Annotated in this window: 20 protein-coding genes; 8 read left to right on the top strand and 12 right to left on the bottom strand. The window is 75.0% G+C overall.

All coding sequences use genetic code 11. The features are described from left to right. Positions 1-9: 9 nt before the first annotated feature. The 4 genes from fliD to GY42_RS16180 form a co-directional block, all read right to left on the bottom strand. On the bottom strand, positions 10-1,386 hold the full coding sequence (fliD, locus tag GY42_RS16195; protein ID WP_046530108.1) for a flagellar filament capping protein FliD: 1,377 nt from the start codon (positions 1,384-1,386) through the stop codon (positions 10-12). Positions 1,387-1,556: 170 nt separating this feature from the next. Next, the gene (locus tag GY42_RS16190; protein WP_046530107.1) at positions 1,557-2,750 is read right to left on the bottom strand and encodes a flagellin N-terminal helical domain-containing protein; all 1,194 of its coding nucleotides are present in this window, start codon (positions 2,748-2,750) and stop codon (positions 1,557-1,559) included. Positions 2,751-2,874: 124 nt separating this feature from the next. Then, positions 2,875-4,434 carry a glycosyltransferase family 2 protein gene (locus GY42_RS16185; RefSeq protein WP_046530106.1) on the bottom strand — a complete coding sequence of 520 codons (1,560 nt, stop codon included), beginning with the start codon at positions 4,432-4,434 and terminating at the stop codon, positions 2,875-2,877. A 77-nt stretch (positions 4,435-4,511) separates the two neighbouring features. Then, positions 4,512-5,378, bottom strand: coding sequence for a sigma-70 family RNA polymerase sigma factor (locus GY42_RS16180; protein WP_052748451.1), 867 nt, complete (start codon positions 5,376-5,378; stop codon positions 4,512-4,514). A 366-nt stretch (positions 5,379-5,744) separates the two neighbouring features. Here GY42_RS16180 and flgN point away from each other — a divergent pair, with 366 nt between their 5' ends. The 5 genes from flgN to GY42_RS16155 all read left to right on the top strand — a co-directional run bounded on the left by flgN (position 5,745) and on the right by GY42_RS16155 (position 10,298). Then, a complete protein-coding gene (gene flgN, locus GY42_RS16175; RefSeq protein ID WP_226237093.1) occupies positions 5,745-6,242 on the top strand; it encodes a flagellar export chaperone FlgN in 498 nt (165 codons plus the stop codon). Between the two features lie 7 nt (positions 6,243-6,249). After that, complete coding sequence (gene flgK, locus GY42_RS16170) at positions 6,250-7,668, top strand: flagellar hook-associated protein FlgK (protein WP_046530105.1); 1,419 nt, start codon at positions 6,250-6,252, stop codon at positions 7,666-7,668. A 5-nt stretch (positions 7,669-7,673) separates the two neighbouring features. Further along, positions 7,674-8,573 carry a flagellar hook-associated protein FlgL gene (gene flgL / locus GY42_RS16165; protein ID WP_046530104.1) on the top strand — a complete coding sequence of 300 codons (900 nt, stop codon included), beginning with the start codon at positions 7,674-7,676 and terminating at the stop codon, positions 8,571-8,573. Next, the gene (locus GY42_RS16160; RefSeq protein WP_046530103.1) at positions 8,570-9,010 is read left to right on the top strand and encodes a flagellar assembly protein FliW; all 441 of its coding nucleotides are present in this window, start codon (positions 8,570-8,572) and stop codon (positions 9,008-9,010) included. Before flgL ends, GY42_RS16160 begins: the two co-directional genes overlap by 4 nt. Positions 9,011-9,089: 79 nt before the next feature. Next, on the top strand, positions 9,090-10,298 hold the full coding sequence (locus tag GY42_RS16155) for an EAL and HDOD domain-containing protein (RefSeq protein ID WP_046530102.1): 1,209 nt from the start codon (positions 9,090-9,092) through the stop codon (positions 10,296-10,298). Positions 10,299-10,399: 101 nt separating this feature from the next. Here GY42_RS16155 and groL read toward each other — a convergent pair whose 3' ends face one another. After that, positions 10,400-12,025 (bottom strand): chaperonin GroEL, encoded by a 1,626-nt coding sequence (gene groL / locus GY42_RS16150; RefSeq protein ID WP_046530101.1) that lies wholly within the window; start codon positions 12,023-12,025, stop codon positions 10,400-10,402. Between the two features lie 229 nt (positions 12,026-12,254). Between groL and GY42_RS16145 the strand changes: the two genes are divergently transcribed. Continuing rightward, entirely contained in the window at positions 12,255-13,736 is a 1,482-nt protein-coding gene (locus GY42_RS16145) for a hypothetical protein (RefSeq protein WP_052748450.1), read from the top strand. Between the two features lie 72 nt (positions 13,737-13,808). Here the strand turns inward: GY42_RS16145 and GY42_RS16140 are convergent, their stop codons facing one another. The 3 genes from GY42_RS16140 to GY42_RS16130 all read right to left on the bottom strand — a co-directional run bounded on the left by GY42_RS16140 (position 13,809) and on the right by GY42_RS16130 (position 15,207). Further along, on the bottom strand, positions 13,809-14,012 hold the full coding sequence (locus GY42_RS16140) for a cold-shock protein (RefSeq protein WP_046530100.1): 204 nt from the start codon (positions 14,010-14,012) through the stop codon (positions 13,809-13,811). 157 nt (positions 14,013-14,169) lie between these two features. After that, positions 14,170-14,793, bottom strand: a complete 624-nt coding sequence (locus GY42_RS16135; RefSeq protein ID WP_046530099.1) for a LytR C-terminal domain-containing protein — start codon at positions 14,791-14,793, stop codon at positions 14,170-14,172. 99 nt (positions 14,794-14,892) lie between these two features. Then, a complete protein-coding gene (locus tag GY42_RS16130) occupies positions 14,893-15,207 on the bottom strand; it encodes a DUF3263 domain-containing protein (protein ID WP_046530098.1) in 315 nt (104 codons plus the stop codon). A 147-nt stretch (positions 15,208-15,354) separates the two neighbouring features. On the opposite strand from GY42_RS16130, the gene GY42_RS16125 reads away from it, so the two are divergent. Both GY42_RS16125 and GY42_RS16120 read left to right on the top strand, forming a co-directional pair. Further along, positions 15,355-16,029, top strand: coding sequence for a uracil-DNA glycosylase (locus tag GY42_RS16125; RefSeq protein ID WP_046530097.1), 675 nt, complete (start codon positions 15,355-15,357; stop codon positions 16,027-16,029). 22 nt (positions 16,030-16,051) lie between these two features. Continuing rightward, the gene (locus GY42_RS16120) at positions 16,052-16,921 is read left to right on the top strand and encodes an SGNH/GDSL hydrolase family protein (RefSeq protein WP_046530096.1); all 870 of its coding nucleotides are present in this window, start codon (positions 16,052-16,054) and stop codon (positions 16,919-16,921) included. 15 nt (positions 16,922-16,936) lie between these two features. Here GY42_RS16120 and GY42_RS16115 read toward each other — a convergent pair whose 3' ends face one another. The 4 genes from GY42_RS16115 to GY42_RS16100 all read right to left on the bottom strand — a co-directional run bounded on the left by GY42_RS16115 (position 16,937) and on the right by GY42_RS16100 (position 20,208). Continuing rightward, positions 16,937-17,752, bottom strand: a complete 816-nt coding sequence (locus GY42_RS16115; RefSeq protein WP_152667358.1) for a hypothetical protein — start codon at positions 17,750-17,752, stop codon at positions 16,937-16,939. Beyond that, the gene (locus GY42_RS19540; protein WP_160309428.1) at positions 17,749-18,207 is read right to left on the bottom strand and encodes a signal peptidase I; all 459 of its coding nucleotides are present in this window, start codon (positions 18,205-18,207) and stop codon (positions 17,749-17,751) included. Before GY42_RS19540 ends, GY42_RS16115 begins: the two co-directional genes overlap by 4 nt. A gap of 44 nt (positions 18,208-18,251) precedes the next feature. After that, the gene (locus tag GY42_RS19535) at positions 18,252-18,746 is read right to left on the bottom strand and encodes a hypothetical protein (protein ID WP_046530093.1); all 495 of its coding nucleotides are present in this window, start codon (positions 18,744-18,746) and stop codon (positions 18,252-18,254) included. A gap of 277 nt (positions 18,747-19,023) precedes the next feature. Further along, on the bottom strand, positions 19,024-20,208 hold the full coding sequence (locus GY42_RS16100; protein ID WP_046530092.1) for a sensor histidine kinase: 1,185 nt from the start codon (positions 20,206-20,208) through the stop codon (positions 19,024-19,026). Positions 20,209-20,238 lie beyond the last annotated feature (30 nt).

Genomic DNA, 20,238 nt, shown 5'->3' with positions numbered 1-20,238 from the left:
CTCCGGTGGTCAGCTCTGCTTCTGGTCGTTGGCGAGGTAGCTCGACAGGTAGCTCGCCTGCGAGTTCATGCGCGCGAGCGTCTTCTCGAGCGACGCGTACATCCGCTCGAGCCCGACGCGCCGGGCGGCGAGCCGCTCGTCCCACGCCGTGATGCGCTCGGTGAGGTCCTTGACCGCGTCCTGGTGACCCGTGATCGCGGTGGTGATCGTGCCTTCCTTGCTGTCGGACGCCGTCTTCGCGGCCTCCGACAGCCGCGCCGCGACGCCCTGCACGACCGCGGCGACCTTGTCCGGGTCCTTCGCGGCGGCCGCCGTGTACACGGCGTCGTCGAACGTGAAGGTGCCGTCCTTCTGGATGACGATGCCGACGTCGGCCGGCGAGACGCCGTCGACCGGCATCGACCCGAGCGCGAGCATGTTCTGCTGCAGCATGCGCACGCCCGCGTCGCCGGCGAACAGCCCGCCCGACACCACGGTGCGCCCGTCCTCCGACGTCGACGTCGTGGACTTGGTGCGCGACGCGATCTCGGAGAGCACGACGTTGAGGTTCGCGACGAGGCCCGAGGCGAGCGACTTCACGGTCGAGTCGTCGCGCGTGAGGTCCAGCGTCAGCGGCTTGGCGTCGGCGGCGGTCTCGGCCGTGACGGTGAGGTCGACGCCCGTGAGGACGCCGGTGATCGTGTTGGTGGGCGACGTGAGCCGCTGCGCGCCGGGCGTCCCGGGGAACAGCGTGATCGCGGCGTCGCGCGCCTCGCGCACGGTGTCGAGCGCGAGGTTCCCGCCGTCGTGGGCGATCGTGAACGCGTTGCGGCCCCCGGTCTCGGTGCCGGTGACCTGGAGCCGGTAGGTCGACTCGCCCGTCGGGTTGCCGTCGACGTCGAGCTTGTCGACCTTGACGGCCGTGGCCCGCACCCCGGTGCCCGCGCCGTTGAACGCCTCGACGATGTCCGGGACCGACGTCGAGTCGGCGGTCACCGTGACGGTCTCGCCGCCGCGCGTGATCGTGAACGACGGCTTCTCGGACGCGAACGTCGTGGGCAGCGCCACGAGCGACGCCTGGGACTGCGCCACGGCGTCGACGCGGAACGTCAGCGTGCCGAGCTGCGCGCCCGCGCTCACGGTCGCCGAGGCGCCCGGCGTGCCCGAGGTGCCGGGCTGCGTCACGGCGGCCTTGACGGCGTTCCAGGACTCGGGCTTCGCCGCCTTGGCGGCGTGCTCCGCGAGCGACGCGACCTTGGTGTTGAGCGCCTGGAGCGCCGTCACCAGGGCGGACGCGGTCGACTTCTTCTGCACCAGCAGGCTCTGCTGGCCGCTCTGCAGCGTGATCAGGCTGTCGATGTACTCGCCCGTCTTGATGCCGCTGACGAGCCCGTCGATCGCCGCCATGTCCGCGTCCTCCGCTGTGCCGTGCCGTCACGTGCTGCCGGCACCTGCGTGCCCGCCGGCGCCCGCCGGGACGGTCGGTGCCGATGTGCCGACCGGCGGTGGGGGGACGGTCGTCCACCCACCGCCGGTCGAGGGTCGTGCTGGTGGTCACCTCACGGCGACCGGGTACCTCACTGCAGGAGCGAGAGCACCGACTGCGGCAGGTTCTTCGCCTGCGCGAGCATCGCGGTGCCCGCCTGCGAGAGGATCTGCGAGCGGGTGAACGACACCATCTCCTGCGCCATGTCCGTGTCACGGATCCGGCTCTCCGACGCGGACAGGTTCTCGACCGCGACGTTGAGGTTGTTGATGGTGTGGTCGAACCGGTTCTGCACGGCACCGAGCTGCGAGCGCAGCTTGGAGACCGAGCCGATCGCCTTGTCGATGTCCTTGATCGCGAGGTCCGCGCCGCTGGCCTGCGTGAAGCTGATCTTCGTGGCGGCGTTGTTCTCGTCGACCTCGGCCTGCGTGGCGGCGGTCGCGGCGGCCGAACCCGTGAAGGTCAGGCCCGTGGTGCCCGCGGCGGCGACCGTGATGCCGGTGCCGAGCTTGGCCTCGATGGCGCCGGTCAGGGCGGCCAGGCGCTCGGTGGCGTCCGCACCCGCCTTGAACTCGATCGTCGACAGGTCGATGCTCTTGCCGCCGTAGTTCACGGTGCCGTTGAGCGTGTCGAACGTCTCCGACTTGGTGAAGTCGCCCGCGAGCTCGAACGAGCCGGCCGTGCCGACCGCGCCCGTCGTCGCCGCACCGGCCGCCGTGGCGCCGGCCGTGGCGATGCCCGCCGCGAGCTTGGTGACGTCCACGCCGTTGACGCCGAGGCCGGACGCGTCGACCGCGGTGCCGATCTTGACGTCGATGCGCTCGCCCGTGTTGGCGCCGACCTGGAAGCGGCCGTCGTACGAGCCGTCGAGCAGCTTGCGCCCGTTGAACTGCGTGGTGTCGGCGATCCGGGTGAGCTCGTCCTTCAGCTGGCCGATCTCGTCCTGGATGTTCGTCTTCGCGGAGGTCGACAGACCGCCGTCGTTCGCCGCCTGCACCGACAGCGTGCGCATGCGCTGCAGGATCGAGTGCGTCTCGGTGAGCGCACCCTCAGCGGTCTGGACGACCGAGATGCCGTCCTGGGCGTTGCGGACGGCCTGCTTGGTGCCACCGATCTGGGCGCGCAGGCCCTCGGAGATGGCCAGACCCGCCGCGTCGTCGGCGGCGCGGTTGATCCGCAGGCCGGACGACAGCTTCTCGAGCGACTTGGAGAGGTCGCCCTGGGTGGTGCCGAGGTTGCGGTACGCGTTGAGCGCCGCGACGTTCGTGTTGATCGAGAGACCCATGGTTCTCATTCCTCCTGAAGTCGGGTCGTTGCCAGCCCATCCGTGGGCACGTCCCGCCTATCGGAGGCGCGGGGCGGGTGCTGAGGACTCCGGTGCAGGAATCTCGCGGCGCCCGCCGCGGGCGTCAGCCCGCGCGGCCGACGAGGCCGGGGGCCAGCACGTCGAGCTGGTCGAGCAGCTCGGCCTCGTGCTCGGGCGCGACGAGGGGCAGCGCGTCGGCGAGGCCGTCCCGCCCGCGCGGGTCCCGGTAGACGTCCCAGGCGAGCGCACCCGCGAGAGCGCGCTGCCGCGGGTCGCACGCGGGGTCGCACGCGATGACCACGAGCGGGCAGAGCTCGGCCAGGCCGTGCGTGCGCAGCGACGCGGCCCACGTCGCGGCCTCCTCGAGCGAGAGCCGCCGCGCGACGTGGCCGCACGCGACCGCGGTGCGCAGGTCGCGCGGGCGCGCCTCGTTGAGCAGCAGGAGGAACGCGCGCGAGCGCGGTGCGCCGTCGGGTGCGGCGAGCACCTGCTGCACGGACGTGTGCACGTACACGTGCCACTCGTCGTCGCGCACCGCGGCGAGCACCTCGAGCACCTGCGCGCGGTCGAACAGGTCGAGCAGCCCCGTGGGCGAGACCGCGACGTGGCCGCGGCCGACGGCCTCCACGACGACGCGCAGCGCCTCGCGGCGCCGCCCGAGCTGCGCGAGCGCCCAGGCCCACGGCGCGGTGTGCGCGTACTTGTCGAACCGCAGGCCCATGGCGTCCACCGCGGTGGTCGGCACGCGGCGGAGCGCCTCGAGCGCGGCCTCGGCGTCACCGCGCCGGGCGGCCAGGCGTGCGCGCGCGGCGTCGACCCAGGCCGCGGTGCCCGCGTTCTCGGCCCACACCGCGAACCAGTGCTCGCGCGCCGCGTCGTCCTCGACGGCCGTCGCGGCGTCCACCATGGCGCGCGCGAGCTGGACCGCCTCGGCGGGCGTCAGCAGGCCGGACGCGTGCGCGGCGTGCGCGGTCGCGAGGGCCTCGGAGAGCTCCGCGTCGAGCATGAGCGAGCGCGCGAGGTTCGCGCGGCGCGCGGCGACGACGGCCGGGGCCGCGTCCGCGGCGAGCGCGGCGTCGAGCGCGGCGCGTGCGATGCGCACGTTGCGCGCCCCCTTGTCCTTGGCGGCCAGGACGTCGGGGCGATAGCCGACGTGCACGAGCGCGACGCCCGTCGCCCGCCGCAGGCGGGTCGGCGCGCCGTCGAGGCGCACGGGCTGCTCGTGGAGCGCCCCCTCCCAGCGGACCGCCGCCCGCCGCACGAGGCGCGCGCCGAGGAAGCTGCCGGACTCCCCCGCGGCGCGGTCGGCGACGTCGACGATCGTGACGGTGAGCACGTCGGCGTCGGCGTCGTGCCGCGCGAGCTCGTGCCGCAGCGCGTCGCCGTCGCCCTCGAACCGCTCGTCGGCGTCGATCGCGAGCACCCACCGCCCGGTCGCGTGCGCGAGGGCGCGGTTGCGGGCGGCGCCGAAGTCGTCGTCCCAGTGGCCCTCGACGACGGTCGTGGCGAGGCGGCGCGCGATCTCACGCGTGCGGTCGCTCGATCCGGTGTCGTAGACGACGACCTCGTCGGCCCACGCGACGGACGCGAGGCACTCCTCGAGGACCGCCTCCTCGTCCTTGACGATGAGGACGGCGGACACGGTGGTGGCGGTGCGGGACATGCGTCCTCCGGCGGGTGACGTGGCGACGCCCACCCATCGGCGGCCGCGCGGCCTCGCTGAGCCGTCCGGGGGACGCGTCAGGCGATCGTGCGCAGCACGCCGTCGTGCGCTCCGGTGCGCGGCGTCGGGACGACGTCGAGCGTGGCGCCCGCGGCCGACGACAGCGCGGCGCGGGCCGCGACGGACGCGTAGTAGGCCTGCCGGCGGCGCTCGGCGACGCCGTCGGGGCGCGCGGGGGCGGCGACGAGGTCGGGGTCGAACGCGGTGTTGAGGCCGTCGCGCAGCAGGCCGAGGGCCTCGGTGCGCAGCTGGCTGATGCGCGACTGCGTCACGCCGAGGTCCTCGGCGAGCTCGGCGATCGTGCGGTCCTCGAGGTAGAGGCCGGCGATGACGACGCGCAGCCGCTCGGGCAGCTCGGTGACGGCCGCGCGCAGCCAGTGCACGCGCTCGCCGGCGAGCACGTGCTCCTCGGGCGTCTGCTGCGCGTCGCGCAGCGTCTCGGCGACGGGCGTGCCGGGCACGTCGAGGGACAGCACGCGACGCTCGGCGTCGGCGCGCGCCTCGTCGACCGCGGTGACGGCCACGCCGAGGGTCTCGGCGAGCTCGGCGCGGGTCGGGGTGCGGCCGAGCACGCCGCGCAGCCGGTCGGTCGCGGCCTCGAGGTCGCGCGAGCGGCGGCGCGCGCCGCGGCTCGCCCAGTCCATCGAGCGCAGCTCGTCGAGCAGCGCGCCCTTGATGCGCAGCGTCGCGTACCGCGCGAACGGCACGTTGGTCGACGGGTCGTAGGCGCGGGCCGCGAGGACCAGGGCGAGGGCGCCGGCGGACGCGAGCTCGTCGCGGCTCACCGTCGGGGGCACGCGGTGGAGGATCTCGGACACGTTGTAGCCCACGATCGGCAGGTGCTCGACCACGAGGTCCGTGACGTCCACGGGGGTGCTGTTCACGCTCACACCGATGGCCTCGGTCGGGGCCGACGCGAGGTTGAGGGTGGGCGCGCACCCACGTTCCAAGGGCAGGAAACGCCTCATTGGGACCTTCGTGCGCGACCGGGCCGACGAACCGGTCCGAACCCCCGTAGACGGCCTCGCGTCTGTGACATAGATCACATCGGTTTCACGCGCCCATCCCCTCGTGACCGCGCAAGCGCTTCCGATCAGGCGTGACGCCCGCGGCAGGTCACGGCGTCCCGGTTGCCTCGGGCAGATGTGCGCCGCAGGCCGCGCGAAACCGTCAGATCCTCCCGCGGTCGTCCGATGGGTAGCGTCGACAGGCCGGTGCGGCGAACCGACGCGACGAGGAAGAGGTGGACGGTGGATCTGCGACCCACCCTCGAGCAGCTGTCGGAGGTCCTCTGGCGCGAGCGCCACCTGCTCGAGCTGCTGCTGTTCAAGCTCGAGGAGGAGCAGCTCGTGCTCAGCTCGGGCCGCACCCGCTGGCTCGGCCACGCCACGCGCGAGGTCGAGGCCGTCCTCGACGAGATCCGCACCGCCGAGCTCGGCCGTGCCACCGAGGCCGACGCCGTCGCGCGCCTGCTCGGGCTCGACCCGGGCGCCGGCCTCGCCGAGCTCGCCGCGCACGCCCCGTCCCCCTGGGACGACCTCCTGCGCACGCACCGCGACGCGTTCGCGTCGCTCACCGCCGAGATCTCCGCGCTCGCCGACGGCAACCGCGAGCTGCTCGCGGTGTCGCACCGCGCCGCGCAGGAGACCCTCATGTCGTTGCACGACACCGTGCAGACCTACGACGGGCTGGGCCAGCGCGCCACCGTCGAGACCCCCCACGCCCGCCTCGTCGACCGGTCGATCTAGGAGACCCGTGAGCACCTTCTCCGGACTCGGGACCGCCCTGAGCTCGCTCATCGCCCAGCGCCAGGCCCTCGACGTCTCGGCGCAGAACATCGCCAACGCCAAGACCGACGGGTACACGCGTCAGCGCGTCAACCTCTCCCCGGTCGCGGCGCAGAGCGTCCCGTCGATGTTCGCGACGTCGAACGGCGTCGGCCAGGGCGTCAGCAGCACGGGCACCGTCCGCCTCGGCGACGTGTTCCTCGACGCCAAGGTCCGCGCGGCGGCCGGCACGGCCGGCCAGCTGACGGCGCGCGCCGACGCGTACACCTCGCTCGAGAAGAGCCTCGGCGAGCCCGCCAAGACCGGCCTCGGCGGTCAGCTCTCCGACCTGTGGGCCGGGTTCGCCGACCTCGCCAACGGCGCCAACCGGGAGTCCGCGCGGGCCGTCGTCCTCGAGCGCGGCAACGCGGTCGCGACGCGCCTGCACACGCTGTACTCCGACGCGGCCACGCAGTGGCAGCAGAGCCTGAGCACCACCGTCGCGCTCGTCGACCGCGTCAACGCGGCCGCGTCCTCGGTCGCCGACCTCAACGAGCGCATCCTCGCGATCGAGAGCTCGGGCGGGACCGCCCACGAGCTCTCCGACCAGCGCGACGCGCTCGTCACCGAGCTGTCCTCCCTCGTGGGCGCGTCGAGCCGGGTCCGCGAGAACGGCCAGGTCGACGTGCTCGTCAGCGGCAACCTGCTCGTCACCGGCAAGGACGTCAGCGAGCTCGCCGTGACCGGCGCGAACGCGTTCTCGCAGGCCACCGCCGGCACCGCGGTGTCCGTCGTGTGGGCCGACCACCCGACGCTCCCGGCCGGCCTGCAGGGCGGCCGCGTCGCGGGTCTGCTCTCGGTGCTCGCACCCCCGGACCAGGGCGGGATCCTCACGGGCGCCGCGCAGCAGTACGACAAGGTCGCCCAGCAGCTCCACGACCAGGTCAACGCGCTGCACTCGACCGCGCGCCGCGAGGACGGGACCCCGGGCGGCGACTTCTTCGCGGTCACCGCCGGCGAGCCCGCCGCGCTCAGCCTCCGCGTGGCGCTCACGCAGGGCAGCGAGGTCGCGGCCGGCGAGGACGGCAAGGGCCCGTTCGACGGCTCGGTCGCGACCGAGATCGCGCGGCTCGGCAGCGCCAACGACGGCCCCGACGCGCTGTGGCGCTCGGTCGTCACCGACATCGGCGTCAAGACGGCCAGCGCGACGTCGCGCGCGACCGTCGCGAACGTCGGGCTGGTGTCCGCCGAGAACCAGCAGCTCGCGAACGCGTCCGTCGACATCGACGAGGAGACGGTGAACATGCTCGCGCACCAGCGCGCGTACGAGGGCGCCGCCCGCGTGCTCACCGCGATCGACGAGATGCTCGACACCCTCATCAACCGCACCGGCATCGTCGGGAGGTGACCGGCATGGTCACACGCGTCACCCACAGCACCATCCAGCGCTCGACGCTGGCCAACCTGCAGGCGAGCCTCGCCGCGGGCGCCCGGCTCCAGGCGCAGATGTCGAGCGGCACCAAGATCGCGGTGCCGTCCGACGACCCCGCCGGCGCGCACGACCTGCTGCGCCTGCGGGCCGACCTGCGGGCGGTCACGCAGTACGAGCGCAACCGCGCCGACGGCGACGCGTGGCTCGCGACGGTCGACGAGGCGGTCCGCGAGTCCCTGTCCATCGCGAACGCCACGCGCGTCCTGGTGGTCCGTGCCGAGAACGGCTCGCTGAGCGCCGACGCGCGCGAGGCGCTCGCCGCCGAGATCGAGGCACGCCGCGACGAGCTGCTGCAGCAGGCCAACGCGTCCTACTCGGGTCGCCAGGTCTTCGCCGGCACCAGCAAGGACCCGGCGTTCACGGTGGACCCGGCCGCGACCCCGCCCTACGTCTTCAACGGCTTCGCCGGCGCCACGGTGACGCGCGAGGTCGGCCCGGGCGCGACCGTCCGGGTGGACGCCGACGGCGGGCAGACCTTCGGCACCGGGGACGACTCGGTGTTCGCGGTCCTGGACCGCGTCGCCGCCGCGATCCGCTCGGGCAGCACCGACATGTCGACGCACCTCGACGCGGTCGACGGCCGCATCTCGGCGATGCTCGAGCAGGTCGCGTCGGTCGGCGCCCGGCACGGGCAGGTCATCGCCGCGAAGGACGTCCTCATGGCCCGGACGGTCACGCTCAAGGAGCAGATCGGCGGCATCGAGGACATCGACCTCGCCCAGATCACGCTCGACGTGCAGGCCCAGGAGGTCGCCTACCGCGGGGCGCTGGGCGCCGCGGCCAAGGTCCTGCAGCCCTCGCTCCTGGACTTCCTGCGATGAGCGCGCTGCACGCCGCCCCCGTCACGGTCGTCACGCCCGCCGGCCCGCGCGACCTGCCGCCGCTGCTGCGGGTCGCCACCGAGCTCCCGGGCCTGCCCGGCCACCACGAGTGGACGCTCGCACCGCTCGACGAGACCGGGCTGCTGTTCACGCTGCGGTCCGAGCCGGACGGCGTGCGGCCGGCACGGCTGTTCGTCGTCGAGCCGCACGCGTTCTTCCCGGACTACGCGCCGACGGTCCCGTCCGAGGTCCGCGCGACGCTCGGGCTCGCGCCCGACGAGGCGCCGGTGCTGCTCGTGGTCGTGCACCCCGCGGACGACGACCGGGCGCACCCGTCGGCGAACCTGCTCGCCCCCGTGGTCGTGCACCCCGCGGACGGCCGCGCGCTGCAGGTCGTGCTCGAGGACGACCTGCCGCTGCGGGCACCGCTGGCCTGACGACGCACGGCCCATATCTCTCAGCGCGGGTCCGCACGTGCCGATGGAGGGGTGAAATCACCCCTGCCCGGGAGGCCGTGTGACCACCCCGACCAGCAACGCCCGCGCCAGCGCGTCGATCCTCCGCCAGCCGGTCGTCCACCCCGACCGGAGCATCTTCGCGTACGCCGTGCGCGGGATCGTGCCCGACGGCTCCGGGCTCCCCCTGCCGGAGGAGTCCGTCGAGCACCTCGTCGACGCGATGTTCCGGACGATCGACCTCACGCGCCTCGCGGGTGAGCGGCCGCTCGTGATCCGCCCGACGCGCTCGGTGCTCGCGAACCCCGCGGCGCTGCTCGAGCTGCCGCACGGCGTGGTCGTCGAGGTCCCGCCGCACCTGCAGTCGGCGACCGGTGCGGCCGACCGGCTGGGCGGACTCGTCGAGGACGGCGTGCGCCTCGCGCTCGCCGACTACAGCGGCACGCCCCAGCAGGTCGCGCTGCTGCCGTACGTCCAGATGGTCAAGGTCGACGCGGCGCAGGACCCGGCACGGCTCGCCGAGCTCACCGCGCAGGCCGCGTCGCGCGGCGCGGTCGTCGTCGCGGAGAACGCCACGACGCGCGACCGGGTCGACGCCGCGCTCGAGGCGGGCGCCGAGTTCCTGCAGGGCCCGCTCGTGCTCGAGCAGCGGCCCGTCGAGCCCGTCCGGTCGTTCACGGTCGGCGAGATCCAGTGCCTCGAGGTGATCCGGCTCGTCTCCGGGCCGACGCCGGACCCGGCGGCGTGCGCGCAGACCGTCGCGAGCGACCCCGAGCTGTCGATCCGCGTGCTGCACCTCGTGAACTCGTCGGCCATGGGCGTGCGCCACAAGGTCGACTCGGTGCACCGCGCCGTCGTGCTCGTGGGGCCGCGCCAGCTCGGTGCGCTCGCGACCGCGGCCCTCGTGGGGTCCACGCCGGCCGCGATGGAGACGCTGTGGTACCTCCTGACCCGCGCGACCGCCGTCTCGAGCATCACGGGTGACGACACCGGGTACACCGTGGGCCTGCTGTCGGCCGTCGCGGCGCAGCTCAAGGTCGCGCCGTCGCAGGTCGTCTCGCGCACGGGCGTCTCGCACGAGGTCGCCGCGGCGCTCGAGCACCACCAGGGGCGCTACGGCCAGGCCCTCGCGGCCGTCCTCGCGCAGGAGAAGAACGACCCGGCGGGCGTCGCCGCGACGGGCCTCGACCCGTACGACGTGGGCCGCGTCTACCTCGACGCGGTCTCGAGCGCGCTGTCGCTCGCGAGCCGCCTGGCGGCGGCGGGCTGACGCACCGGCCGGTCGCGCACGGCGCACCGGCCACGGACGAGCGGAGGGCCGCTCACCCCGCGGGGTGAGCGGCCCTCCGTGTCATGCGGGGACTGCGTGGCTCAGAAGCCGCCGCCGAAGTCCTCGCCACCGCCGGGCGCGGCCGGGGCGGCCTTCTCCGGCTTGTCGGCCACGACGGCCTCGGTGGTGAGGAACAGACCGGCGATCGACGCGGCGTTCTGCAGCGCCGAGCGCGTGACCTTGACCGGGTCGTTGACGCCCGCGGCGAGCAGGTCCTCGTACGTGTTGGTCGCGGCGTTGAGGCCGTGACCCGTCGGGAGGTTGCGCACCTTCTCGGCGACGACGCCGCCCTCGAGACCGGCGTTGATCGCGATCTGCTTGAGCGGGGCCTCGATCGCGAGCTTCACGATCTGCGCACCGGTCGCCTCGTCGCCCTCGAGCACGAGGGTCTCGAACGCCTTGGCGCCGGCCTGGATGAGCGCGACGCCACCACCGGCGACGATGCCCTCCTCGACGGCCGCCTTCGCGTTGCGCACGGCGTCCTCGATGCGGTGCTTGCGCTCCTTGAGCTCGACCTCGGTCGCCGCGCCCGCCTTGATGACGGCGACGCCGCCCGCGAGCTTGGCGAGGCGCTCCTGGAGCTTCTCGCGGTCGTAGTCGGAGTCCGAGTTCTCGATCTCGGCGCGGATCTGGTTGACGCGGCCCTGGATCTGGCCGGCGTCGCCACCACCCTCGACGATCGTGGTCTCGTCCTTGGTCACGACGACCTTGCGCGCCGTGCCGAGCACCTCGAGGCCGACCTGGTCCAGCTTGAGGCCGACGGTCTCGGAGACGACCTGGCCACCGGTGAGGACGGCCATGTCCTGCAGCATCGCCTTGCGGCGGTCGCCGAAGCCCGGCGCCTTGACGGCGATGGACTTGAAGATGCCGCGGATGCGGTTCACGACGAGCGTCGCGAGCGCCTCGGACTCGACGTCCTCGGCCACGATGAGCAGCGGCTTGCCGGCCTGGATGACCTTCTCCAGCAGCGGCAGCAGGTCCTTGACGTTCGAGACCTTGGACTCGACGAGCAGGACGTACGCGTCCTCGAGGACCGCCTCCTGGCGCTCCGGGTCGGTCACGAAGTACGCCGACAGGTAGCCCTTGTCGAAGCGCATGCCCTCCGTGAGCTCGAGCTCCAGGCCGAGGGCGTTGGACTCCTCGACCGTGATGACGCCCTCCTTGCCGACCTTGTCGAGCGCCTCGGCGATGAGCTCGCCGATCGCCGGGTCGCCGGCCGAGATCGCGGCCGTGGCGGCGATCTCCTCCTTGGTCTCGACCTCCTTCGCCTGGTCGAGCAGCTGGGCGGTAACCGCCTCGACGGCCTTCTCGATGCCCTTCTTCAGGGCGATCGGGTTGGCGCCGGCCGCGACGTTGCGCAGGCCCTCGCGCACGAGCGCCTGGGCCAGGACGGTGGCGGTGGTGGTGCCGTCGCCCGCGACGTCGTCGGTCTTCTTGGCGACCTCCTTGACGAGCTCCGCACCGATCTTCTCGTACGGGTCCTCGAGGTCGATCTCCTTGGCGATGGAGACGCCGTCGTTCGTGATCGTCGGCGCGCCCCACTTCTTGTCGAGCACGACGTTGCGGCCCTTGGGGCCGAGGGTGACCTTGACGGTGTCGGCGAGCGTGTTGAGCCCGCGCTCCATGCTCCGCCGGGCCTCCTCGTCGAAGGCGATGATCTTGGCCATGGGGCTGTGATCCTTCTTCCGGTTCGTGGGGTGGCCGGTCGGTGCCCGCGACGGACGGGCCGCCGTGCGCGCTCACGTCCCACGCGCGACGGCCCTCACCTACGGCCGGTGTGCTGCTGTCACTCTCCACCGGAGAGTGCTAAGTCAATGGTTAGCACTCGACCCCTCCGAGTGCAAGCAGCGCCCGTGGTCCTGCCGTCCGCCCGCCGCGAAGGTCTAGGGTGCCGTCGTGCCCGACGCCGTCGTCGTGAGCCGCGCCCGGCGCGCCCGCGCCCGCGCGGTCGTCGTGCTGGTCGGGGCGCTGCTGGCGGCCGTGGCGCCGGCGCCCGCGGACCGCGCCACCCCCGCACCGCCGGGCCCTCCGGCCGCCGCGTCGTCCACCGGGACGGGCACCGGGGCGGGGGCCGTCGGCGGGGTCGGCACGGGCGTCGGGGCGTCGAGCACGACGCACGCACGGATCGACCTCTACCAGCAGGCGGTCGCGGTGCTGCCCGACGGCGCGCGGGCCGAGGTCCCCGTGGCCGCCGTCGCGACGTACCTGCCGGGCACGCGCGTGCCCGACCCGGCGGTCGCGGTGCTCACCGCGGCGCTCGGCGGCACGCCGACGACGACGGTGCCGCTCGGGCCGCGCGCCGCCCGGGCTGCCGCGGCCGAGCAGCGGGCCTGGCTCGCCGCCGGGACCGTGCCCGGCGACGACGGCCGGTACGCGGGCCTGGCACGCGCGGCGCTGCTCGACCTGCACGCCCTGACGGTCGACGGCGTCGTGGTCGCCGGGTGGTCGCCGCACTGGCGGTACGTGTGGCCGCGGGACGCGTCGTTCGTCGCGGTCGCGCTCGCCCGCACGGGCCGCGTCGCGGACGCGCTCGCGCTGCTCGACTTCCTGGCGGCCGTGCAGGAGCCGGACGGGTCGTTCGAGGCGCGGTACCGGCCCGACGGCTCCGGGCCGCCCGACGACCGCGGCACGCAGAGCGACGGCACGGGCTGGTCGATGTGGGCGGCGGGCCTGGTGCTCGCCGAGGTGCCGGCGGCCGAGCGGCCGGCCGTCGCGGCGCGTCTCGCACCGCTCGTGTCGCGCTCGGCGACGCACGCGCTGACGCTCGTGGCCGAGGGCCTGCCGCCGGCGTCGCCGGACTACTGGGAGGTCGCCGAGCACGAGGTCACGCTCGGCACGGCGGCCCCGCTCGTGGCCGGCCTCGAGCAGGCGGCGGCGGTGCTGTCGGCGGCCGACCGCCCCGACGACGCCGCGCGGGCCCGTGCCGGCGCGGCACGGGCCCGGGACGCGGTCGTCGCGGCGTTCGGGCCGGGCGGCTACGGGCGCTACCCGTCGCGCCCGGTCCCCGACGCCGCGAGCGCGTTCGTCCTCGCGCCGTTCTGGGCGCAGCCGCCCGCGGACGGCGCCGCGGCGTGGCGCGCGTCGGTGCCGTCGATGCTGCGGCCCGCGGCCGGGCTGGCACCGGGCGGCGCGTGGCGCCGTGACGGCGTGTCGTGGACGCCGCAGACCTCGCTGTACGCCTGGGTCGCCGCCGAGCAGGGCGACGTCGCGACGGCGACGCGCTGGCTCGACGTCATCGACGCGCACCGCACGGCGTCCGGGTCGATCCCGGAGAAGCTGCTCGCGGACGGTGCGCCCGCGGCGGTCGCGCCGTTGGCGTGGAGCGCCGCGTGCGTGCTGCTCGCGCTCGACGCGCTCGACGCGCTCGACGAGTCGTGACGGACGTCCGCGGCGGGCCGGGGCACGACGACGGCCCGGCCGCCGGGGCGACCGGGCCGTCCGTCCGCGCCGTCAGACGGGACGCACCTGCTCGGCCTGCGGGCCCTTGGTGCCCTGCCCGACCTCGAAGGCGACCGCCTGTCCCTCGTCGAGGGTGCGGTAGCCGTCGACCTGGATCGCGCTGTAGTGCACGAAGAGGTCCTGGCCCCCGCCCTCGGGCGTGATGAAGCCGAACCCCTTCTCCGCGTTGAACCACTTGACCGTGCCCTGGGCCATGCCGTGCTCCTCGACGTCCGGTGCCCGGGGAGATCCGCCGTCGCCCCGGTGCCCGGAGCCTAGTGCGGGGCGTGGACGCGCGACCAGGGTCCGCTCAGGTGACGTGACGTGACGTGACGTGACGTGACGGGGCGGCGCGGGCGCCCGCCGGGTCCCGTCAGCCGCGCGGGTCGGTGACGAGGACGACGGAGACGCCGGTGCCGGCGCGCTGCGCGTCGACGACGATCGTCGGCACGTTCACGGTGCTCGCGACGAGGTCGGCCGTCGCCCGCAGGTCCTCCGAGGCGACGAACACCGTGGACTGCGCGGGCAGCGAGCCGGTGGCGTTGTCGGGCGTCACGTCCGTGAAGCCCGCGGTCTCGAGCTGTCCCGCGACCTCGGCGGCCAGGCCGGCCACCCGCGCACCGTTGAGCACGCGCACCGGCGTGGTCAGCACGGGCTGCGGCGCCTCGACGGTCTCCTCGGGCGCGGGCGTCGGCTGCTCCTCGCCCCCGTCGGTCGCGGGGTCCTCGGCGCCGTCGGTCGCCGGGTCGTCGGCGGGCGGCTCCTGGACCTCGCCGCTGGTGCCGCCCTGGGGCTGCGACGCGTCGCCAGGCAGGTTGCCGGTGCGCGACAGGAAGGTCACGGCGCCCCAGGCGAGCGCGGGCACGACGACGAGCACGACGAGGAACGGCCACCACTTGCTCCACGTGGAGCGCGGGGCACGGTGCACACCCGTCGGTGCGTCGGGCGAGATCGCGTCGAACTCGTCCTCGGGGTACGGGTAGTCGGCCTTGCTCACGGCCGCAAGGCTAACGTCTCGGGGCCGCCGCACCGGCCAGGCCCGCCGCACGGCCGCGCCGCCGGGGCGACATACCCGGACGGACGGGGCACCTGCCGCTCAGCCCTCGGCGCCGAGGCGGCGCGCGGTGCGCGCGCGCTGCCGCGAGGACCGCATGCGCCGCAGGCGCTTGACGAGCATCGGGTCGTGCGCGAGGGCCGCCGGGTCGTCGATGAGCGCGTTGAGGAGCTGGTAGTAGCGCGTGGCGGACATGTCGAACAGCTCGCGCACGGCCTGCTCCTTCGCGCCGGCGTACTTCCACCACTGGCGCTCGAACTCGAGGACCTGCCGGTCGCGGTCGCTGAGGCCGTCGGCCCCGCGCGCGTCGTCGCGGACCTCGTCGCCCGGGGAGGCGGGCGCCGCGCTCGCGTCCATGGTTCCTCCTCGTGCCGGCCGTGCGGGTCGCGCTGCTCCGCGTCATGGTACGTGCGGAACCACACCGGTGTCATTCGTCCGCGCGCGGCGGTCGGCGCGTCGTCGTCCACCTCCGTGCGGGGGCCGCCACGGGTAGCGTGCGGGCTCGTGACCGCGCCTCTCGACCAGCTCGTCGCGCCCGACTGGGCCGCTGCCCTGGCCCCCGCCGAGCCCGCGCTGCGCGCGGCCGGCCAGTTCCTGCGCGAGGAGGTCGCCGCGGGCCACGCCTACCTGCCGGCGTCCGACGCGATCCTGCGCGCGTTCCAGCGCCCGCTCGCGGACGTGCGCGTCCTGGTGGTCGGGCAGGACCCGTACCCGACGCCGGGGCACCCCATGGGGCTGTCGTTCTCGGTGCAGCCCGACGTGCGGCCGCTGCCGCGCTCGCTCGCGAACGTGTTCCGCGAGCTCGTCGACGACCTGGGGGTCCCCGCCCCCACGAGCGGCGACCTGTCGCCGTGGGCGGACCAGGGCGTGATGCTGCTCAACAGGGTCCTCACCGTGCGGCCGGGCGCGCCGGCCTCGCACCGCGGCCGCGGCTGGGAGCAGGTCACCGACCGTGCCATCGCGGCGCTCGTGGAACGCGGCGGGCCGCTCGTCGCGGTGCTGTGGGGCCGCGACGCGCAGTCGCTGCGCCCGGCGCTGGGCGACGTCCCCGTGGTCGCGAGCCCGCACCCGAGCCCGTTGTCCGCGAGCCGCGGGTTCTTCGGGTCGCGGCCGTTCTCGCGCGTCGACGCGCTGCTGCGCGAGCAGGGCGCCGCACCGGTGGACTGGCGCCTGCCCTGACCCGACGGCGCATGATGGGGCCATGACGTCCGCGCGCGACCCCGAGGGCCCGACCGCTCCGCGACCCGCCGACGCCCCGCCCGGTGGCCCCGCCGCCGCGGGCGACCCGCCGCGGTGGTCGCGGTACGTCGCGGTCGGCGACTCGTTCACCGAGGGCCTGTGGGACGCGCCCGACGGCGAGGACGCACCCCTGCGCGGCTGGGCGGACCAGCTCGCGTCGCACCTGTCGGCGCGCCGCACGGCCGCGGGCCTGCCGGCCCTCGAGTACGCGAACCTCGCGGTGCGCGGTCGCCTCATGCGCCCGATCCTCACCGAGCAGGTGCCGGCGGCCCGGGCGATGGCGCCCGACCTCGTGAGCCTCGTCGGGGGCGGCAACGACATCCTGCGTCCGTCGGTGGACGTCGACCGCGTCGCGGCGGACCTCGAGCGCGCGGTCGCGCGGCTGCGCGCGGACGGTGCCGACGTCCTGCTGTCGACGGGCTTCGACGCGCGCGAGAGCCCGCTGGTGCGCACGACGCGGAGCCGCACGGGCGTGTTCAGCGCGCACGTGTGGTCGATCGCGCGCCGGCACGGCGCGTACGTCCTGGACCTGTGGGGCATGCGCAGCCTGCTGGACTGGCGCATGTGGGCCGAGGACCGCATCCACCTCACGACCGACGGCCACGCGCGGGTCGCGCAGGGCGCGCTCGTCGCGCTCGGCCTGCCGCCCGACCGTGCGGACTGGGACGACCCGCTCGCACCGCTGCCCCCCGTCCCGCGCCTCGAGCGCGTGCGCGCCGACGCGCACTGGCTGCGCGAGCACGCCTACCCGTGGGCGACGCGGCGGCTGCGGCGGCGGTCGTCGGGCGACGCGCGCGTCGCGAAGCGGCCGGAGCCGCTGCCGGTCGACTGACGCGCCGGCCCGTCGTCAGGGGCAGGTGAGCAGGCCGCCGGAGCCGGTGAGGTCGCCGCGCAGCTGGATCGCCGACGTCCGACCGTCCTGCACCTGGTGGAACGACCCCCACGCGGTCGTGCCGCGCACGGTCACGACGCGCGGCGCGTCGCCGCACGCGCTCGCCGCGACCCGCACGAGCCCGCCGGTGCCGTCGGTGAGCGCCCGCGCGAGGAACGGCAGCTCGGGGTCGGAGAGGTCGACGTCGACCTGCCACGTGACGGGCGTGGGGCTGGTCGAGGACACGACGACGTTCGCGAGCCACGTGGTCGGCGTCGGGTAGCCCCACTGCTGGCGGTTCACGAGGGTCGCCGTGCACGACGCGGCGGGGTCGTCCGGCACGGTGCACCGCACGAACGGCTGCGGACCGCTCCAGGTGGACGGCACGAGCCAGCCGTCGACCGTCACGCGGGGCACGAGAGCGGCGGCCGGGGTGAAGGCGCCCCCGGCGACGGTGGTCGTCGCGGCGGCGGTCGCCTGGCCGGTGAACCGGCGCGACTGCGCGGCGGACGACGTCACCGCGGGGTCGTACAGCGTGACGACGAGGGGTCGCCCGACGCACGCGGCCTGCACACCGGTCACGCGCACGGCGGTGCCGGACGCGGCGGTGACGGTGACGGGCGCCTCCTGGCAGCGCTGCGCCGTGGCGGCCCACGCGCGCGCACCGGCGCCGGTGAGCGGCAGGCCGGCGGCGGACGCGACCTGCGCGGCGAGGAGGACCAGCGTGACGGCGAGCACGGCGGCGCCGCTCAGCGTCACGGCGATGCGGCGCACGGCGCGGCGCCGGGTCACGTGCGCACCCGCGGTGCGGACGGCCACACGACGAGCGCGAGCGCGAGCACGAGCACGCTCGCCCACACGCCCGGGGTCGCGGCCCAGCCGACGGCGAGCCCGAGGCGCGGCACGTGCAGGACCTCGACGCCGACGACCTCGTCCTGCGTCGGGGTGAACGGGTCCGCCGCGTCGTTGTTGTCGCCCTGCAGCCGCCACCCGTCGGGGTCGCCGCCGATGACGCGGTGGATGATGCGCGCGCCGTCCAGCGCGGCGGGCCGGTAGATGACGACGTCGCCGACCTGGGGCACGCCGCACCGCGCGACGACGATGTCGCCCGTGCGGTAGGTGGGCTCCATCGAGTGCCCGGAGACGAGCGTGAACGACGTGCAGCCGCCGAGGTTCGTGGGCCACAGCAGCAGCACGACGACGCCGAGCACGGCCCAGCCGACCGCCGTCCGCGCAGCTCGCAGCACCCGCCGGGTCCCGGCGGGTGCTGCGAGCTGGACGCGGGGCACGATCAGGCGCCGTACACCGTGACGGCGACCTTGCTGATGCTGTTGATCTGCGCGGGCGTCAGCGCCGAGCCGAAGGCGGGGGTGCCGCCGTTGAGCGTGAGCGTCACGGCGCCGCCGGACGCGGGCACGGTCCCGCTGTAGGTGGCGCCGATCTGGGTGCCGGACGCGGAGCCGAGCGCGACCTTGACGGTCTTGCCGCCGCAGGCCGCGTCGAAGGACGTGAGGGTGAGCGCGTCGGCCTCGGCCGCGAAGCCGAACTGCGCACCGGTGCCGAGCGAGCCGGGGGTGCCGGAGGCGAGGCCGTAGGAGACGGCGACGGTGCTGGTCTGGCAGACCGCGGTCGTGACGGCGGCGGTGCCGGCCTGCGCGACCGACGCGGAGGTGCCGTTGACGTTGAGCTGCGACGCGGACGCGAGCGACAGGCCGGCGACGCCGAGCACGCCGAGACCGACGGCGAGGAGCTTGCGACGGTTGGCGCGCTTCGAGGACGTGGACACGGGGAGGACCTCTTCTTGGACGGGTGTTCAGGTGGGTTCCTCTCCACTATCGATCGGCGCGCTCACCCCTCCGGCGGAGGCCTAGGTGAAAACTCCCGGGGGTCGTCGGAGATGCCCGAGTTCTTCACCCGCGAACCCGGCGGAAAACGCCTTCTCTGAGACGCGTACCCGCAGGTCAGGGGGACTTTCGTCCTAGGCTGGACGAGTGGCGCAGGTCACTCGTCGGCGCGGTCGCGCACCCGTCCGAGGGTCGGCCCCGCGGCCTGGCCCGACCCGCTCAGTCCGTGCGGTCCTCGCCTGCCAGGACCCCCAGCGGCAGACGCGCGTCGACCACCGCGCCGCCCCCCGGGCCCGGCCCGACGCGCAGCGAGCCGCCCGCGATCCGCAGCCGCTGCGCGAGCCGCGCGGTCCCCGTGGTCGGATCCTGCTCCTCGGGCGCGTCGAACGAGCCGCCGTCGTTGGCGACCACGACCTCGAGCACGCCGCCCGCGACGTCCATCCGCACGTCGACGCGCGACGGCGGGCCGTGCTTGAGCGCGTTCGTCACGGCCTCCTCGACGACCCGCACCACGAGCAGCCGCTCGGGGATCGTCAGCCCGCCACGCGTCGGGTCGTCGACGTGCCGCAGCTCCTCACCGACCTGCAGGTTCGTCGCGATCGTCGCCGGCAGCCGCCCGAGCAGCGCGCGCACGGCCGGCACGACCCCGAGCTCGAGCCGGTCGGGGTAGAGCAGCCGGCTCATGCGCCGGACGTCGAGGTCGCGCGCCTCCGCGAGCTGCGAGCGCACCCAGCGCACGTCGGCCGTCGCGGCCGGCAGCGTGCCCTCGGTCGCGGCCTGCACCGCGTCGAGCCGCGCGTCCACCAGGACCAGGCGCTGCTGCAACGTGCCGTGCAGCCCCTCGGCCACCGCGCGTCGCACCCGGATCTCCTCGTCCTCGAGCGCGCGCACGGCCATCTCGACGCTCACCGCCTCGCGCTCGGCCGCACGCGTCGCGGCCCGCGAGCGCCGCAGCGACACCATCGACGCCATGCCGATCGCGGTCGAGATGAGGGCGATGAGGGTGCCGGTGAGCACCTCGGCACCCAGCGCACGGACGTCGTCGATCGGGTAGACGCCCACCAGCAGCTGCGCCGCGACGCGCAGCGTCCCCATGAAGACCGCCGCCAGCACGCCGCGCAGCAGGACCGACGCGACGTTCGACGCGACGTGGACGCGCAGCACCACGAGCGCCGCGACCAGTCCCGCGACGGCCACGCCGTTGGCCACCAGCCGCCGCCACAGCTCGACCGTGCCCCACTCCGGCAGCAGCTGCGAGTAGATCCAGGCGCTCTGCAGCGCGGCACCCAGCGCGTAGCCGAGCGCGACGACCCCGGCGCCGCGCAGCAGCGCACGCCGGTCCGCGGCCTCGTCGCCGTCCCGTGCCGGGACCACGACGGGCACGTCGTCCTGTGCGCCCTGCATGCTTTTCACCCCACCCGACGCCCTCGTCCG

It is taken from the genome of Cellulomonas sp. FA1 (genome assembly GCF_000986825.1).
GTDB classification, from domain to species: Bacteria; Actinomycetota; Actinomycetes; order Actinomycetales; family Cellulomonadaceae; genus Cellulomonas; species Cellulomonas iranensis.
The sequence above is the reverse complement of the archived record's forward strand: the minus strand, read 5'-3'. Positions and strand labels throughout refer to the sequence as shown.

Bases quoted from the DNA above. Each gene is read 5' to 3' on its own strand.
- fliD (WP_046530108.1), bottom strand. From the start codon at position 1,386: ATGGCGGCGATCGACGGGCTCGTCAGCGGCATCAAGACGGGCGAGTAC.
- GY42_RS16190 (WP_046530107.1), bottom strand. From the start codon at position 2,750: ATGGGTCTCTCGATCAACACGAACGTCGCGGCGCTCAACGCGTACCGC.
- GY42_RS16185 (WP_046530106.1), bottom strand. From the start codon at position 4,434: ATGTCCCGCACCGCCACCACCGTGTCCGCCGTCCTCATCGTCAAGGAC.
- flgL (WP_046530104.1), top strand. From the start codon at position 7,674: ATGGTCACACGCGTCACCCACAGCACCATCCAGCGCTCGACGCTGGCC.
- GY42_RS16160 (WP_046530103.1), top strand. From the start codon at position 8,570: ATGAGCGCGCTGCACGCCGCCCCCGTCACGGTCGTCACGCCCGCCGGC.
- groL (WP_046530101.1), bottom strand. From the start codon at position 12,025: ATGGCCAAGATCATCGCCTTCGACGAGGAGGCCCGGCGGAGCATGGAG.
- GY42_RS16140 (WP_046530100.1), bottom strand. From the start codon at position 14,012: ATGGCCCAGGGCACGGTCAAGTGGTTCAACGCGGAGAAGGGGTTCGGC.
- GY42_RS16130 (WP_046530098.1), bottom strand. From the start codon at position 15,207: ATGGACGCGAGCGCGGCGCCCGCCTCCCCGGGCGACGAGGTCCGCGAC.
- GY42_RS16120 (WP_046530096.1), top strand. From the start codon at position 16,052: ATGACGTCCGCGCGCGACCCCGAGGGCCCGACCGCTCCGCGACCCGCC.
- GY42_RS16100 (WP_046530092.1), bottom strand. From the start codon at position 20,208: ATGCAGGGCGCACAGGACGACGTGCCCGTCGTGGTCCCGGCACGGGAC.